Source organism: Alcanivorax quisquiliarum (genome assembly GCF_023051175.1).
GTDB classification, from domain to species: Bacteria; Pseudomonadota; Gammaproteobacteria; order Pseudomonadales; family Alcanivoracaceae; genus Isoalcanivorax; species Isoalcanivorax quisquiliarum.
This window is the reverse complement of the sequence record NZ_JALKII010000002.1, coordinates 345,649-362,077: the sequence shown is the minus strand read 5'-3', so window position 1 is coordinate 362,077 and position 16,429 is coordinate 345,649. Positions and strand designations below refer to the sequence as shown.

Annotated in this window: 18 protein-coding genes; 3 read left to right on the top strand and 15 right to left on the bottom strand. The window is 59.1% G+C overall.

The genetic code is table 11. The features are described from left to right. The first annotated feature begins 46 nt into the window (after positions 1-46). The gene (locus MU846_RS04650) at positions 47-1,246 is read left to right on the top strand and encodes a DesA family fatty acid desaturase (protein ID WP_246948987.1); all 1,200 of its coding nucleotides are present in this window, start codon (positions 47-49) and stop codon (positions 1,244-1,246) included. Between the two features lie 43 nt (positions 1,247-1,289). On the opposite strand, the gene MU846_RS04645 is transcribed toward MU846_RS04650, so the two are convergent. From MU846_RS04645 to radC, 15 genes are all read right to left on the bottom strand, one after another. Then, the gene (locus MU846_RS04645; protein ID WP_246948985.1) at positions 1,290-2,006 is read right to left on the bottom strand and encodes a hypothetical protein; all 717 of its coding nucleotides are present in this window, start codon (positions 2,004-2,006) and stop codon (positions 1,290-1,292) included. A 165-nt stretch (positions 2,007-2,171) separates the two neighbouring features. Further along, entirely contained in the window at positions 2,172-3,983 is a 1,812-nt protein-coding gene (locus tag MU846_RS04640; RefSeq protein ID WP_246948983.1) for a pilus assembly protein TadG-related protein, read from the bottom strand. 23 nt (positions 3,984-4,006) lie between these two features. Further along, complete coding sequence (locus MU846_RS04635) at positions 4,007-4,300, bottom strand: hypothetical protein (protein WP_246948981.1); 294 nt, start codon at positions 4,298-4,300, stop codon at positions 4,007-4,009. Positions 4,301-4,302: 2 nt separating this feature from the next. Further along, on the bottom strand, positions 4,303-5,055 hold the full coding sequence (locus MU846_RS04630) for a tetratricopeptide repeat protein (RefSeq protein WP_246948979.1): 753 nt from the start codon (positions 5,053-5,055) through the stop codon (positions 4,303-4,305). A 24-nt stretch (positions 5,056-5,079) separates the two neighbouring features. After that, positions 5,080-5,946: a type II secretion system F family protein gene (locus MU846_RS04625; RefSeq protein ID WP_246948977.1), complete on the bottom strand. Its 867-nt coding sequence runs from the start codon at positions 5,944-5,946 to the stop codon at positions 5,080-5,082. Continuing rightward, complete coding sequence (locus tag MU846_RS04620) at positions 5,939-6,859, bottom strand: type II secretion system F family protein (RefSeq protein ID WP_246948974.1); 921 nt, start codon at positions 6,857-6,859, stop codon at positions 5,939-5,941. Before MU846_RS04620 ends, MU846_RS04625 begins: the two co-directional genes overlap by 8 nt. Beyond that, positions 6,849-8,015, bottom strand: a complete 1,167-nt coding sequence (locus MU846_RS04615) for a TadA family conjugal transfer-associated ATPase (RefSeq protein ID WP_246948972.1) — start codon at positions 8,013-8,015, stop codon at positions 6,849-6,851. The genes MU846_RS04620 and MU846_RS04615 overlap by 11 nt, the downstream gene beginning before the upstream one ends. A gap of 31 nt (positions 8,016-8,046) precedes the next feature. Then, positions 8,047-9,231: a CpaE/TadZ family protein gene (locus MU846_RS04610; RefSeq protein ID WP_246948970.1), complete on the bottom strand. Its 1,185-nt coding sequence runs from the start codon at positions 9,229-9,231 to the stop codon at positions 8,047-8,049. A 9-nt stretch (positions 9,232-9,240) separates the two neighbouring features. Next, on the bottom strand, positions 9,241-10,569 hold the full coding sequence (locus MU846_RS04605; RefSeq protein WP_246948968.1) for a type II and III secretion system protein family protein: 1,329 nt from the start codon (positions 10,567-10,569) through the stop codon (positions 9,241-9,243). Then, positions 10,559-11,437 carry a Flp pilus assembly protein CpaB gene (gene cpaB, locus MU846_RS04600; RefSeq protein ID WP_246948966.1) on the bottom strand — a complete coding sequence of 293 codons (879 nt, stop codon included), beginning with the start codon at positions 11,435-11,437 and terminating at the stop codon, positions 10,559-10,561. Before cpaB ends, MU846_RS04605 begins: the two co-directional genes overlap by 11 nt. Before the next feature lie 107 nt (positions 11,438-11,544). Beyond that, positions 11,545-12,021, bottom strand: coding sequence for a TadE/TadG family type IV pilus assembly protein (locus tag MU846_RS04595; RefSeq protein WP_246948962.1), 477 nt, complete (start codon positions 12,019-12,021; stop codon positions 11,545-11,547). Between the two features lie 33 nt (positions 12,022-12,054). Further along, on the bottom strand, positions 12,055-12,339 hold the full coding sequence (locus tag MU846_RS04590) for a hypothetical protein (protein ID WP_246948961.1): 285 nt from the start codon (positions 12,337-12,339) through the stop codon (positions 12,055-12,057). A gap of 945 nt (positions 12,340-13,284) precedes the next feature. Further along, positions 13,285-13,455: a 50S ribosomal protein L33 gene (gene rpmG, locus MU846_RS04585; RefSeq protein WP_246948959.1), complete on the bottom strand. Its 171-nt coding sequence runs from the start codon at positions 13,453-13,455 to the stop codon at positions 13,285-13,287. A 14-nt stretch (positions 13,456-13,469) separates the two neighbouring features. Beyond that, on the bottom strand, positions 13,470-13,706 hold the full coding sequence (gene rpmB, locus MU846_RS04580) for a 50S ribosomal protein L28 (protein ID WP_246948950.1): 237 nt from the start codon (positions 13,704-13,706) through the stop codon (positions 13,470-13,472). 174 nt (positions 13,707-13,880) lie between these two features. Beyond that, a complete protein-coding gene (gene radC, locus MU846_RS04575; protein ID WP_246948948.1) occupies positions 13,881-14,555 on the bottom strand; it encodes a RadC family protein in 675 nt (224 codons plus the stop codon). A gap of 157 nt (positions 14,556-14,712) precedes the next feature. Between radC and coaBC the strand changes: the two genes are divergently transcribed. Together coaBC and dut are read left to right on the top strand one after the other, a co-directional pair. Next, on the top strand, positions 14,713-15,912 hold the full coding sequence (coaBC, locus tag MU846_RS04570; protein WP_246948943.1) for a bifunctional phosphopantothenoylcysteine decarboxylase/phosphopantothenate--cysteine ligase CoaBC: 1,200 nt from the start codon (positions 14,713-14,715) through the stop codon (positions 15,910-15,912). Between the two features lie 42 nt (positions 15,913-15,954). After that, positions 15,955-16,407 (top strand): dUTP diphosphatase, encoded by a 453-nt coding sequence (dut, locus tag MU846_RS04565; protein WP_371738649.1) that lies wholly within the window; start codon positions 15,955-15,957, stop codon positions 16,405-16,407. Positions 16,408-16,429: the final 22 nt, after the last annotated feature.

Genomic DNA, 16,429 nt, shown 5'->3' with positions numbered 1-16,429 from the left:
CTTTTAGCTACCGCTCTGGCCCGGCCAGAGCTGCGGAACCCTGCATATGTGGAACGGTTTTTTTGAACCATCGATCTGGCAACTGATACTGATCACGCTGGCGCTGACACACGTCACCATCATCAGTGTCACGATTTATCTCCATCGCCACTCGGCACACCGGGCACTTGATCTGCATCCGGCCGTGGCGCATTTTTTCCGTTTCTGGCTCTGGCTGACCACCGCCACCGTGACCAAAGAGTGGACGGCGATTCATCGCAAGCACCACGCCAAGTGCGAAACCCCGGAAGACCCGCACAGCCCGGTGCATTACGGCATCGGCAAAGTGCTCAAGGAAGGCGCCGAGCTGTATCGCGCCGAGGCCGCCAACCAGGAAACCCTGGATCGCTACGGCGCCGGCACGCCGGATGACTGGATCGAACGCAAGCTGTACACGCCACACACTTATGTGGGCATTTTTATCATGCTCGCGATCAATATCCTCTGCTTCGGCGCCATCGGCATTACCGTGTGGGCGGTGCAGATGATATGGATTCCGTTTTTCGCCGCAGGCGTTATCAATGGCCTGGGGCATTTCTGGGGTTATCGTAATTTCGAGAGCCGCGATGCCTCGCGCAATATCAGCCCGATTGGCATCCTGATCGGTGGCGAAGAGCTGCATAACAACCACCACACCTATCCGAACTCCGCCAAGCTTTCGGTGCGGCGTTTTGAATTCGATGCCGGCTGGTTCTGGATTCGTGTGCTGGCCACCCTGCGCCTGGCCAAAGTGAATAAAGTGCCGCCGCGCCCCGTACTTGCCGCCGATAAACAGACGCTTGATCTGGATACCCTGCGCGCGCTGATGACGCACCGCTTCCAGGTGATGGCGCGCTATCGGCGCGAAGTCATCACGCCGGTATTTCAGGAAGAAAAGCAACGCGCCTGCGATGCCACGCGCAACCTGTTTGATCGCGCTCGCAAGCTGCTGCACCGTGATGAAACCCTGATCACCGAGCGCCACCGCGCACGCCTGGAGCGGCTCACCGCCGAAAACCAGGCCCTGGCGACGATTTATCAGCAGCGCCTGCGCTTGCAGGAAGTGTGGTCACGCACCAGCCAAAGCTCGGCGGAAATGCTGGAAGCGCTGAAGCAGTGGTGCCAGGAGGCAGAAGAGAGCGGCATTCGGGCGTTGCAGGAATTTGCAGCGCAGTTGCGCGCTTATACAGTGCAACCGGCGCCGGCGCCGGCGACGGTGCGAGTGTGATAATGCACTGCCGGGCCAGCGCCAAGCTGGCCCGGCATGTGGTTTAAAAGCGTATCAGAATACCTGCCTCGAACAGATCCCTGTCCAGCTCCAGCTCTACTTTTTCCCATTCGTTGCTGTAGAGCTTTTCGGTATTGGTGAAATGCCGGCTCCATTCCATGCGAAAGCCCACCGTTTCGGTGATGGGCAGCACGACGCCCAGGCCGGCACGCGGGCCTTCGAGATTCTCGCGCTTGCTGCCGGATAGCGCACCGGTAAGCCGCATATCATAACGGGCCACTTGCCAACCGGCGCGAAGAAACAGCGTGGCATCGCCAGCGTGCCCCATTTCCATGCCCATGAGTATTGAGGCGCCATAAGAGCTCACACCTTCAATCTCCAGGCCATAGGACTCGGAGAAAACGCTTTCCACATCTCCATTCTGATCCAGCTCGATTTCCGAAAAACCTGTTTCAATCCCGTCACGGCCCGACAGAACAGCCATGTTCGCCTCAAGCGCCAAAAAACCCTGCCGGCCACGCCAGCCATAACCGAGGAAAAAATTACCGCCGTTGCTGCTGATGCCAAGATCCGCAGAAGCAAATTCGGTTTCGATAACGGTGCCCGTGACAAGCTGCCACTCTTCGCTGTACTGGCCGCCAAGCTGTGCTGAGGTAGTGCCGACTGCTGCCGCCAGGCCGATAAAGCCGCCTTCAAGCGCGGTGGCAGAGCAAGGTATGGCGAGCGCGAACGCGCTCAACAGAATAGCTTTCCGTTTCATGGTGACTCCCTTCCCAAAGGTTCTCACTGCCCACGCCCGGACAGATGAATTGAATAGCTTCTTGGGTCCAAAAAAATCAAAGCGATATCTAAAGTACTATTTATAAGTGATTATTATACCTTTCAGGCATTCTCTTTTCTTCTTCCAACTCTAACAACCTCATCTCTACTCTAATACCGTTTGGTCACACTGCAAAACAGAGCAATCAACCAAGCTTACTCCCGATTGAGAAGCGTATGAAACTTCAACACTCATGCCGCCTAGGTTTACCCCCAAGCCCTTCAGTACCGGCTTAAGGACATCATTAAGGACACTATTAATCAACTGTAACGCAGCTGATTGCAGAAGTGCGTCCGTTAGTTCAATCGCCTCCCCTAGCAAATCAAGTATCGGCTTCAATATTGGACCAAGAACACACCCAAGGCCAAGAAATCCACAGTCTTCTGGTTCGGCCAAAGTGAAGTCCAGTTCTGTAAAAAGCAATTTATCATCCAAAGAATAAATCTCTAGATTAGAGCCTACCTCTAAGGTCTTGATTTTTCGCTCATGCAAGTTAAAGGTCATTTCGTCCTGAACACTTTTGGGCTGACCAATCTTGATCCCTGGTAGCTCTATTTTTAATCTAAGTACTGGCAGGGCACTGCTCACTGCTGGCAAGACGGTTGCGGATATCGCAGAAGGGGACGGGGCGCCGGAGTTTGTCAGTTTTTGTGTTGATAGTTCGAGCACATTCGTTTGTAGCATGAATCCAAGCAGGACATCATTACTATCGCCCGACGCACAATCTGCATATGCCAAATAACCGCCTCCCCCGCCTACTTGTGCCAATAGAGGAATTTCTAAATCAGCCAAGCCAAGCAGATTAGCCTTAACCGTCAATCCTAATATAATATCTGCCGCATGAAACTCCACCATAGGGGCACCACTAGGGTCAAAACGAGCCGGCCCTACCACTACCGATGGTGGCTGCCCCACGGAAACACTTACAGAAGCAGCGACTAGATCCCCAACATCCAAATCTATATTAATTGGAGATTCTATATTAAGCACTTTGCCATCCAGAAGGTTAAGCCCCAAAGCAATGAGGGTGTCATACACCGGCACCCTTGCCTGCTCCAAGGCTTTAACATCACCCACAAGATTCAATACATCTCCAAGCCGTATATTTGTATTGATCAGTGTTGACTGCTTTAGAATATCATCTAAAACCACACCCGCTTGGCTGCTTTGCTCTCCTAACCCGGACAAGATAGCCGCAATAAAATCGTCCGCTTCAATTACACTATCTACGACATTTACCAGATCTATTCCTGGCAGGCGCTTCAGGAATTTACCAATCAGAAAAGTTGAGTTTGCTAGGCTTTTTACCTCTGTTGCGTCCAACCTCAGAGGCCCCTCATCGGTCAGCAATGCGCCAAGTAAGTCTCCAAGAAGTCCTGCATTGCCTTCACTGCCCCCAAGTACAGCAGTAGAGCCGCTGGCCGATACAGTAGCAATCACTTCGTTTCTGGCGACCGCCACCGCTTTCAATGTGATAGTGCCGAACACCGTCGGCAACATCAGAGATATGGGTTGTTCAGCTTCGTACACCACCTTTACAGCGTTGGATTCAAAGACGGTATTAACGATAGGCGAAAAACGGTATTCCCTGTGCTCATTCGGTTCAAAGGTTCCCGCTTGGATTAATGAAAGCCTGCCGCCCAATCCCCGAGCCCCCTGCTCTTCCGCTGCAGCTTTAGCTGCAATCTCAATAAGCTGCTGAGAAACAGACTCGCCTCCACACGCCTGCGCTGCTCCTGCCGCTGCAGTGGCTGCAGCATTCGCAACAGCCTGCATCTCACGCTTATGTGCAAAAAGTCTCGCGCCATCAAACATCAGGGCTACTAGCAGAAAAATAAGAATCACCAAAAGAGGTGTTGTTACCGTCAAGGCTCCGCGCTGCTTCGACAGTGCTGCGATGCGCACACGATTTTTCATGTCACACCCCTCCCCGCTGCGGCTCAACGGCCGGAGCGCTCTCGCGTTTGCTCACCGAATGAATCGGGAATCGGTGTTCTGAAGCTGTCACCGAGGCGGCGCTGGCTATCGACATAAAGCTGTGCGGGCAATTCGCTTTTTGTCGTGGCCGGGTTTTGGCGTTGTTGTTGCAGCAGCCAGTCGGTCACGGTTTCGCGTTGCATTGTGACAACCGTATCCGAGAAGCCGGAAGGATATTGTTTCGGCTCGCTGGCGGTTGCCGGCGCGGCCAGGGCGGCGGCCAGCAGTGCGGCGGTGAAGGGTATCTGCTTCCACATGATCAGAACCTCCTGAGCTGGTTGGCGAGGTCGCGGGCGTGATTCAGCTCGTCGTCGGTGTAGTGATAGTGTTGCTGCAAGTGCTCAAGCCCGGCGCTGTCGCCAGCGAGAAAATAGGCGGCGGCGAGGTTTTGCCGGGCGCGGCCGGAGCCGTTTTCCAGTTCCAGTGCGGTGAGCAGCTCGAAGCGGGCTTGATCGTGCCGCCCTGCCATCATCAGAGCGTAGCCGTAGTCGTTACGCACGGCGGCGGAGGCGGGCAACATGCGTGCGGCGCGCTGAAGCTCGGCAAGGCCACGTTGCAGCTCGTTCTGTTTGACCATCACCATGCCCAGGCCGTGGCGGGCTTCGCCGGTATCGCAGCGGTCTACCAATGTTTCAAATACGGCGCGTGCGCGGGGCAGCTGTTGGGTTTTGGCCTGGAGCTGGCCGTAGCGCAACCAGTATTCGATATTGCGCTGTTCGGTTTTTTGCAGTTGCGCGAGCGCGGCATAATGCCGCCCGCGAGCGCTGAGGGTGTCCACCATCTCCAGCTCCACGCGCTCCTCGGGCGCGATGCGGGCCGAGCAGTTCACGCGGGGCCGGAAGTCGCTGCGCTGCGGGCGAGCCGGGGCAGCGGTCTGGTTCTGCGATGCCGATGCCGATGCTGTCGGCGCAACAGCGGGTTCGCCACCGTACCCGCCGTTGAGGGGGCGATTGGCACACCCGCCTGCGGCGAGTGCGAACGCTATGATCAGCGCGGTTTTGAAGCATCTCATCCGAAGCACTCCCTTCTTTTTCTGTTATCGGCTCAACGCCTGCCCGATCGATACAATCGCCGGGCCTCCAATAATGATGAACAGCGCCGGCAGCATGAAAACCATCATCACGATGGTCATTTTTGCGCCGACGCGGTTGACGTCTTCCTTGATGCGGTTTTTCTCGATGTTGTGGCCTTCCCTGATGATCTGCTCAATGCCATGGGTTATGCCGCCACCCAGGCGGCCGCCCTGCTTCAGGAGCCGGGTAAGGTTGTACAGCACCGGCACATCCCTATCGCTCCCCATTTCGCTCAGGGCCTCGCTGCGATCCGCACCGGCTTCCATCAGGCGGCTGAACCGATCCAGCCGGCAGATCATGGTGGGCATCAGCTCTCTGGCTTGCAGTGTGGCGATGCGGATTGCGCGCTCGATGGAGAGCCCGGATTCGATCAGCATTCGCAGCACATGGCCGAATTCGATGGCTTCGAGGTTCTGTTGCCGGCATGAACTTTTCGCCATTGCCCGGATGGTGCGCCGGGGCACGATAAAACCGGCGGCCAGCAATACCAGGAAAGGCATCAAGCCACCCAGCACCAGGCCCAGGAGCGCCAGACCAGCGGGCAACATCCAGCAGGCAACCAGATAGATGGTCTGGATTGATTCGGCGCTGCGGCCGGTAACGCGCAACGCATCTGCCACTTCACGAAAATCGGATTGCGCGAATAACGAGCCGGCCACACGGCGAGACAGCACTGCCATCAGGGCGCTTTGTGTGGCGGGCCGGCCTTCGTCGGCGCGTGCAATCATCCGCTCGGCCACGCGCTGCCGCCGCTGCCAGACATCCACACGCGCTACGGTCAGCCACAGCGCGAGCAAAGCGCACAGTATTGCTACCAGAAAGCTAACCACGCCCCACCCCCTGGATCATTCTGAAGATCACCAGCATCCCCAGCGCCTGAAGGCTTGCTGCGACGATCAGCATCATCTTGCCGGCATCGGTGCCAAAAAGAACTTCGCGGTAAGTGTCGCTGGTGGCGATCATGTACACGGACAACAACACCGGCACAGCAGCGAATACGCTTGCGGTCATGCGTGTTTCGGCGGTGGCCGCCATGAATTCGCGGCGCATTTCCTGTTGTGAGCGCAATGAATCCGATACCTGGCCAAGCACCGGCCGCACCGAGGCGCCAAAGCGGCTGGTGGTGCGCAATGTCACGGCAACCAGCACCAGCGGCGGCACCTGATAAAGCTGGGCGTAGCTGTCGAACAGCCCGGCGTAATCGCGGCCGGCCTCCACTGCGCTGCGCACGCGGAAGCTCAGTGGTGCAAAAACAGCGGGGGCATCTTTCAGGCCGTCGATCATCGCCTGATCCAGCGAGCGGCCGGCATCCATGTTGCGCAATACGTTGTCGATGATGGTGGGCAGGTTTTCAAAGATGGTGCGTCGTTGCCGCTGATAGCGGAAGTTCCAGAAGGCCCAGCCGAGGACGCCCCAAACGGCAAGGGCCAGCAGCGTCGCCAGCACGCCGTAAGTCGCCAGGATGATACCGCAGGAAAGCAGCACGGCGACTGCCAGCATGGTCAGGCCGCCTTGCGTTACCCGGATGCCTGCCTTGACCAGCAGCTCTTCCAGCCGGCCTGAAATGAGCAGATTTTCGGTGCTGTCTTGTTCCACATCACGATGGCGAAACAGGCGCGCGCCCACGGCTTCGTGCATTTTTTTCTGCCGGCGGCGGTGCATCAGCAAGCACTGCGCCGCTATCACGAAAAGCGCGAGCAGGCCCAGCATACGGGCAGCGGCAAGAAGGGCTTCAGCGCTCATGGGGGCTCCTGTACAGGTATTCCATGCCATACAGGTTGTTATCATCAGGCACCAGCTGCACCACTTCCTTGATGATGCGCTTGCCATCCGGCAAGCGCTCCAGCTGTACGATGATATCCAGCGCCGAGCTGATCAAGCGGGCGATGGCCTTTTCGCTGGCTTCATAGCCGCTCACCGCCAGCAGCGTTTCTATTCGCACCAGCGCTTCGCGAGTGCCATTGGCATGCAGTGTGCTCATGGAGCCGTCATGGCCGGTGTTCATGGCTTGCAGCAGCTCGATGATCTCGGAAGAACGCACCTCGCCAACGATGATCCGGTCAGGCCGCATACGCAGCGCATTCACCACCAGATCCCGCGCTGCCACGCGCCCTTTGCCTTCGGCGTTGGCCGGGCGCGTTTCCATGCGCACAACGTGTGGGTGGTTCAGCACCAGCTCGGCGGAATCTTCGATGGTCAGGATGCGCTGGTTTTTCGGAATGTACTGGCTGATGAGGTTGAGCATGGTGGTCTTGCCCGTGCCGGTGCCACCGCTGACGATAATGTTGCGCTTCGCCTGAACCGCCTCGATCAGCACGCGCAGGCATTCTTCTGTCATCGAGCCGGCGCGAATCAGATCATCCGCCATCAAGTGATTGCGCGTGAATTTACGCACCGAGATCGACGGGCCATCCAGTGCCAGCGGCGGGATCACGGCGTTGACGCGGGAACCATCCGGCAGCCGCGCATCCACCATCGGGCTGGCTTCATCCAACCGCCGGCCCAGCGGCGCAAGAATACGGCGAATCACTCGCAAGACATGATCGTCATCAATAAAACGCGCCTGCGTTTTTTGCAGCACGCCGGCGACTTCGATAAAAACACTGTTTGGCCCGTTGACGAGAATATCGTTGATGCGCGGGTCTTTGAGTAACGGCTCCAGCGGGCCAAAGCCTGTCACTTCGTCGAGCATGTCCCGCACCAGCTGGTTGGTGTCCTGGCTGGAAAGCGGGATGCGGCTTTCCTTGACATGCTGCATCACGGAACGGCGGATGACATCCAGCAGCCGCTCGGAGGGCACGCGGCTGACTTCGATGCCCTCCTCATCCAGCCGCTCCACCACCCGGCGGTGTGTCGCTGCTTTCAGTTGCTGATATTCGTCGTCGATGCGTCCCGCCACAATGCGCCCTGCTCCGTTATGCTGTTTGCCTTCACGCCTGCTTCCATGGCCACTTGAACCGTGGCCCCGTTGCCGCAGTGTCGCCGGACATCCGCTGCACCAGTTGATCCATGGCACGCGGATAAGATGACTTTGCCGCTACATCACTGATGGGCTGCCCCAGGTTGATGGCCTCAAGCCGGTGTTTCCACTCCATCGGCAAGGCGCCGGCCACCTTTGCGCCAGCGGCTTCGGCAATTTCATCCAGCGGCGGCGGCAGTTGCGGCTCATGGCCATCCAGCACCAGTTGCAAGCTGCTTTCGCTGGAGAGATAGGGGCGCCAGTCCATCACCAGTTCTCTCACGCGATGCACTTGCAGCACTTGCGGATGCATCACCAGCAGCACATGGTCGGCATGCACGCCCAGCGTGCGCACCCAGGCTGCATGATGGCGGCTGCCAAGATTGAGGATTACCTTGTCGAACATGCCCATCAGACGGTTGAGCGCGATGAACAGATCAGCGCCACGATCTCCCAGCACATCGCTTTCGCCCAACCCGCCGCGCAGCAGGCGCACACCGGGCCGGTATTCTTCCAGCGCGGTGTCGATCAAGGCGCGATCAAGAGTATCGGGGCTGGAGAGCAGATGGTTGAGATCAAAATCGCTGCGCACATCCAGATAAAAAACACTTTCATGTGGTGATTCGATATCGACGGCGAGGAAATCGTCGCCCTTGTGGTAGCGCCCCATCGACAGCGCCAGATGCTGGGTAAAGAAGGCGGTATCCACCATCGGATCAGCGCCGGCCACCAGCACCAGATTGCACAGGCGTGATTGCAACCGCTCACCCCAGGCAGCAGGCCGCACCAGTTGATGGCGCCGCAGCCGGTCACGCATTTCCACCACATCGCCACCGATCACGATGCAATCCCGTGCGCCAGCGCGCATGCACTGCAACAGCAGCTCCTGATCGGCAGTGCGCGATACCGCCACCACTGTCACCCAGGGGCGCGCATTGGTGAGCGCGGTAATCACGGCAAGCGATTGGTTGATATCGGCTTCCACCACATCCACCAGGGCTATTTGTGCACCTGTGGCCTCAAGCAGACGCAGCACCCGGCCGAGGTCTGTGCGGCTGACGCTTTCCAGCCGCCAGTTTTCCTCCAGCGCACGATCCAGCCAGCGCTGTGTGTCTTTATCATCTGTGACCGATAGCAGGATCTCGAAATCCACCATGGGGCCTCCTTACCAGCTCAGGCCGTGGCGAATGGGCTGCGAGCCGCGCCGGGTTTCGGTCATGGTATCCAGCCAGCCCATGCTGCTGTCGTGATAACCCGCGCCCGGCAAAACGCCCGGCGGCGTGGTGGAATGCTGCGGTGTCACCAGATGTGGCGTCACCACCATCACCAGCTCTTTATCATCACGAGCGATGCGGCTGGAGCGGAAGAACGCACCCAATACCGGCAAATTACCCAGGCCGGGGATGCGGTCGCTGTTGTTCACCGTCGAGCGGCTGACCAGCCCGCTGATAACAAAGGTTTCGCCTGGCGCCAGCGACACCGTGGTTTCGGCCCGGCGCACGCGCAGGCCCGGCACCGACACGCCCCCTGTGGTCACGCCCGCGGAAAAATCCAGTTCGCTCACTTCCGGCGCTACTTTCAGAATGATCTGGCCTTCGTCGATCACGGTAGGCGTCAACGACAAGCCCACACCAAATTGCTTGTACTCCACCTGAATGCCGTTGTTATCGCTGCGAATCGGCACCGGGAATTCGCCACCGGAAAGAAACGAGGCGTTCTGCCCGGAAAGGCTGGTCAGGCTCGGCTCTGCCAGCGTGTAGGCAAAGCCGCCGCTTTCAAGGGCGCTGATGATGGTGGTGGAGTTGCTGCCCATGCGGAACAGGTTGAAGCCATCGGCATTGATCGGCGCCGCACCCGCTGCCGGGCCGATTGGCGGCACATAACCTGGCCCACCAGGCGGGCTGATGCCAACGCCGGTGCCGTTGAAAACATGGCTATAGGCAAAGCCAAGCGCATTCAGCTCGCTGCGGCTCACTTCAAGGATGCGGATATCGGTCTGCACCTGCGTGCCGAACGGCAAGGCGCTGCCGGCCGTTGCCGACACCACGACGGTGCTCACCATCGGCTCGCTCATGCCCCGCAGCCACACAGAAAGCACCGACGAGCCTTCTTTTTTTGCGGTCAGCAACAGCTGCGTGGTTTCACTGACGGTAACGGCGGCAATATCCGGGTCGGAGGTCGCCACGCGCACCACGCGATCTGCATAGGTGAGCACGCGCTGGTCGCCCGGCGCCAAGCGCATCACTTCATTGTTCATCTGCGCCTGGGCATGTGCCGGCTGCGATATCTGCACCGATATCTGCCACAGCACCATGCATAGCAGCGCCCATTTCAGCGGCGCTGCGGTGATATGTTTTATTGGCGCCGGCCGCGCAACAGCGCCCGGCCCTGCTCGCCCACGGTGCATCAAAGCAGCCAGCCCCCCCATAACCTTCTCTCCCTGCTTGCCCTGGTTGCTCTGTTTGCCCTGGGGCCACACACCGCTAATGGACATAAGTGCTCCTGGAAGTTGAGCCCTCGATCACTTCCACCCGCTCGCCGGGGCGGGCGGCCGGAGCGGCCCGCTGCGGTTTCGGGAACAACGAATCGAGTTTCATCACATCGGTTTTGCTATCGGCGGCGGCCACTTGCGCTGTCTCGCCATCCTTGTCGGCATCGAAGCGCGCCTCACCGGCCACAGCCAGCCGCAGCGAGCCGTTTTCCGAGGCCACCAGCAGGCGCGTGAGATCATCACGCGGCACGGCAAGCACCGCCGAGCTGTTGCGCCCGCTGCGTTGTTGCTGCTGGGCGTTTTCCTGCCCTGCTGCCACGCCTTCGAGCTGGCCACTGACCGCCAGCACCTCCACGCTGCTGAGGAGAATCATTGCCGTGGGCTGGGCATCCTGGCCGCTGCGAAAAGCCGCCAGCACATCCACCAGATCGCCCGGCTTGAGCAGCCCGCCTGCGGCCACCACATCATCAATGGGAATAGCAACAGCGCGGTAGCCGGCCGGCACGGCGCGAGCGAGCTGGTTACCGGCTTCGAGATGGGTGCGGGCCAGCACTTCGCCCCGGCGCAAGTTTCTGCGCAGCAGCTGTCCGACCATGGCGTTATCGGCCGGCACGGCGTTGGCCAGCGGCACGCTGACAGCAATCCGGGCAATATCGTCTTCGGCAATGAGGGTGCCCACCGGCAGCTCGCGGGTGCCCACCCAGTATTCGTAACTGAGCGCAGGCTCGCGCTCTTCCACAACCTGGATCACGGTGCCCGGCCCTTGCTGCTGCGCCGGCCCCGGCATCCGCGCAAGGCCGACCAGCGCCAGGATTACCGCCAGCACGCTCAGCAAGATTGCGGGCAGCATATAAAGCCATCGGGACCCCATATCCCCTCCTGTGTTCACCGGATCGGGACGCGCCACCGCAGCTCATGGGAAGAACTGGCGCGACGTCCTTGTGCTTGCAATATTCTTTCGTTTTTTCTTGATGCTGATTAAAACGCTACCTGTGCGCTGGCCTGGATACCGTTCGGTGGTGCGGGTGGAAACTGGCCGAGAAATCCGAATCGGATCGCGGGCAATGCCGCCTGAATTTCCGATGCTGACATTTCGATCTCGCATTTGATAACGGTAATGCCAGCAGCTGCAACGGTCTGCGAAGCACAATTGCTCTCGGAGGCTTCGACTTTCCCACGCACCGCCAGCGGCAAAGATTTCGCAAGTTCTGCCAGAGACAAGTTAGCTTGCGACGTAACCTTGGCTGCAACATCGGCGTACTGCGAGCGATCCACATACATGCCGCTCGCGGCTGCCGCATCTACAGCGCTCTGCATCCGGTATTGCCAGGAAAACAGAACGCTGTAGTAGCCTGCTGCGTACAAGATCGCAACGATGAAGGGAAAGAGCAGGATAAACTCTAGCATCACGGCGCCACGATGCTGCCTGCTTCCTTCCAGCCACGCCTGACCCACGGCTATAACCTCTACTGCGAAAAATTATCAACCTTACTCGCCAACCTCGACGCCGGCCTCTTTAAAGAGGTTGTCAAAGAAGGTCTTGATAGGATTATTCTCACCGCTGTATGCCGCAGCTAACACAACTAAAAGCCCCACAATCACCGCAGCCAACATAATATATTCCAGCGCACTAGCCCCACGCTGCCGATCACGCGCCGACCAACCCACTACCGACAGGTTAGCCGCCACTCGTTGAGTTATTGCAAGCCCGAATGCCCGCAACAGGTTAAGGAAGGAAAAAAACTGCAAGCCGTTTTTCATTGTCATTTTCATTTTGAATCTCCCTGAGCAGGAACTACGTGAAATACCAATCCGATTTGGCCTGACACCCTGTTTAGACAAAACATGATCGCGCCGATAATGCTCGGGTTGATCACAAACAATCAGAGGGATGGCAAAATGCAAGCACTCCCCGATTGTAAAATTCTTTTACTTTTTTAAATTAGCTCTCCCGAGAGCAACCTATGGCGCCTAAGCTTTTTGTCGTAGCGCCTTGGTACTCTAATACTACGTCTGCCTTTTCCCAAACCACAATATGCTTTTGTAGCCGGAGCCTTATTTTTGTGTAAGTTGGTGGGCCTTTGTTCATTTCGCCAACCAGCGCACATCAATTCAAGAAAGCCGCTAAAAAATTTAGCAGCGCAGCAAATTTTGCCGCGATCAAAGCAACATTGAGAGCGTTAAGGATTGCAGCAGGCAGCACTAAGCCTTTGTAAAACCGCGCTTTCAGATCGTTATTCGCGCCGCTTTATCGGCCAGGAAAACCAACCGCCTCAGAGCGGATACTCCACAGCAGAAAATATTATTGGCTTTTACGCCCACGCCATCGGGCAAAAGCACTTTTCAACGAGGCGAGCAGTTACCGCCCTGTGCAACATTCGGATACAAAAATACCACAATGCGTTTAGCCGGTTTTACGGCGGCTAAGCCAAAGGAGGGCGGCTGGCGCTGCTCTTGCGCCCGGCGTGGCTCGCCGGTGTTGGAAAAAGAGGGCAAGGGCAGGGGGCAAGCGAGAGGGAGGCTCAAACGGCGGGCGCGCAGCTCCCGGCCCAACAAAAATACCCGGCACGGGGCCGGGTATCTTGGTGCAAGCGGCATACTTACGCGCTGGTGGGTCGCGCGCTGGCGAGCCTGGCCCGCGCAGTGACCCGCGCAAACTGGCCGCGAGCGCTGCTTGCCTGGCGCTTTATGAGCCTGCTACGAGGCCATTTGGCGCTGTTATTTGATCTTGGCTTCTTTATACGCCACGTGCTGACGCACTACCGGATCGTATTTACGCATTTCGATCTTTTCCGGTGTGGTGCGCTTGTTCTTGGTCGTGGTGTAAAAGTGGCCGGTGCCGGCGCTGGACACCATACGGATCTTTTCACGAATCGCTTTGCTAGCCATGGCTCAGGCCTCCGTTAAACTTTCTGGCCGCTGGCGCGGATGTTCGCCAGCACTTTGTCGATGCCGAGCTTGTCGATGATCCGCATGCCTTTGGGTGTCACGCGCAGGCGGACGAAGCGGTTCTCACTGGCCACCCAGAAACGGTGGTAGTGCAGATTCGGCTCGAAGCGGCGCTTCGTCTTGTTGTTGGCGTGCGATACGTTGTTACCGGTGATCGGACGCTTACCGGTAACCTGGCAAACCTTGGACATTGTCGTGCTCCAGAGAATCGTTGCTCGGGTGTTCCGCAGGCATAAGGCGACGGCCGGAACCCCGGAATAAGGCGGCGATTTATACCAGAGCAAGCCGGGCCAGGCAAGGCTCTTGTGCGTGCCGGCGTGGCGTGCGGCCGGGGCGCGGCGGGCGGGCGCCTGCCCCGGCGGGGCTCAGAACATCTTGCGGTGCGCCATGGAAACCCAGCTATTGTCGCCTATTACCAGGTGATCGAGCACGCGCACATCGATCACTTCCAGCACGCGCGCCAGCTCGCGGGTGAGGCAACGATCCGCCGAGCTGGGCTCCGGGTCGCCGGAGGGGTGGTTGTGCGCAAAGATGATCGCCGCTGCGTTGTGAGCGAGCGCTCGCCTCACCACTTCGCGGGGGTGCACTACGGCAGCATTGATGGTGCCGCGAAACAGCTCTTCATAGGCCAGCACGCGGTGGCGATTATCCAGAAACAGGGCAGCAAACACTTCGCAGGGGTGGCCGCGCAGGCGCGCCATCAGCATTGGCCCCACATCGCAGGGCTCTCTTAATGGCTGCTCGCGCACATAGTGTTGCTCAAGATAGCGCTTGCCGGCCTCCAGCGCGGCCTTGAGCATGGCGGCCCGGGCCAGGCCCAGGCCCTTGTAGCGCTGTAGCTCCTGCGGGGTGGCATCGAGCAGCTGCCGCAGGCCGCCGGCCTGCACCAGCAGCGACTGGCCCAGCGTGACGGCGTTGCCGCCATGGAGCCCGGCACCGAGAAAGATAGCCAGCAGCTCGGCGTCGCTGAGCGCCTCGGCGCCGCGCTGAATGAGCTTTTCGCGGGGTTGTTCGGATTCGTGCCAGTGTTTGATCGCCATTACACAGTTCCTTGTGCAGAGTGAAAGTAACCTGGGTACAACAAGGCGCCCGGTGGTTATCTCCCGCGCAGCATGTGAGTGGGCGGTTACCCGTGTTCCCCATTCAGTGCTACTCTTTGCGCCTTCCCTGGCGCGGCTTTATAGGAACATAGGCACTATGGAACGACTGGTCAACAAACGGATTCTGCTGGGTGTGACGGGCGGGATCGCGGCCTACAAGAGTGCCGAGCTGGTGCGCCGCTTGCAGGACGCCGGCGCCGAGGTGCGTGTGGTGATGACGCAGGGTGCGCAGGAGTTCATCACGCCGCTGACAATGCAGGCGCTCTCCGGCCACCCGGTGCATACCGATCTGCTTGACCCTTCCGCCGAGGCAGCGATGGGGCATATCGAGCTGGCCCGCTGGGCCGATCTGGTGCTGATCGCGCCGGCCTCAGCCAATTTCATGGCGCGCATGGCGCATGGCCATGGTTCTGATCTGCTGTCCACACTGTGCCTGGCCACGGGCGCGCCGATTGCCATTGCCCCGGCGATGAACCAGCAGATGTGGGCCAATACGGCCACGCAGAAGAACCTGCTGATGTTGCAGGAGAAGGGCGTGCATGTGTTCGGCCCCGGCGCCGGCAGCCAGGCCTGTGGCGAGGTTGGCCCCGGCCGTATGCTGGAGCCGGAAGACATCACGCTGCGCGCCGCCAATGTGTTTGATCACAACCTGCTCTCCGGCTGCCATGTGGTGATTACCGCTGGCCCGACGCGGGAGGCGATCGACCCGGTGCGCTATATCACCAACCAGAGCTCCGGCAAGATGGGCTATGCGGTGGCCGAGGCGGCGGCGGAGGCCGGCGCCAGGGTGACGCTGATCAGCGGCCCGGTAAATCTGCCCACGCCCACGCGGGTGCACCGTATCGATGTGGTGCGCGCCGATGAAATGTATGACGCCAGCATGGCCGTGGTGGGGGAGGGCTGCGATGTGTTTATTGCCACGGCCGCCGTGGCGGACTATCGCCCGACCATTACCTCGGATCACAAGATCAAGAAATCCACCGAAGAGATCCATCTCACGCTGGTGAAAAACCCGGATATCGTGGCCGCTGTGGCAGCTCATGCGCGGCGCCCTTTTACCGTCGGTTTTGCCGCAGAAACCCACGATGTGATCACTTACGCCCAGCGCAAGTTGGAGAACAAGCATCTGGACATGATCGCCACCAACGATGTATCGGGCGAGAATGTCGGCTTCAACAGCGACAACAATGCCCTGACGGTGATCTGGCCGGGCGGCCACAAGGTGCTGCCGCTGGCGGCCAAACGCCAGATCGCCAAGCAGCTGATCGAGCTGATCGCGATCCGCTACAAACGCTGAACAACCCGCGCCCGGCCGCTCAAGGAGCCATAGAGAGCCATGATGCAATTACAGTACAAGGTGCTTGATCCCCGACTCGGCACGGATTTCCCGCTGCCCGCTTATGCCACGGCGGGCTCTGCCGGCCTGGATCTGCGCGCCATGATCGAGGCCCCGCTTGAAGTGGCGCCGGCCCAGACGGTGCTGATCCCCACCGGGCTTGCGATTCATATTGCCGATGCCGGTTTCGCCGGTATGGTGTTGCCGCGCTCGGGGCTGGGCCACAAGCACGGCATTGTGCTGGGCAATCTGGTGGGGCTGATCGATTCGGATTATCAGGGTGAGTTGATGGTGTCCTGTTGGAACCGCGGCCACGCCAGCTTCATGTTGGAGCCGGGGGAGCGGCTGGCGCAGCTGGTGATTGTGCCGGTGTTGCAGGTGTCGTTGCAGCAGGTGGAGGAGTTCGACGCCAGCCATCGCGGCGACGGGGGGTTCGGGCACACCGGCCGGCAATAGCGCCGGTGTTTCTGGGGGAAAG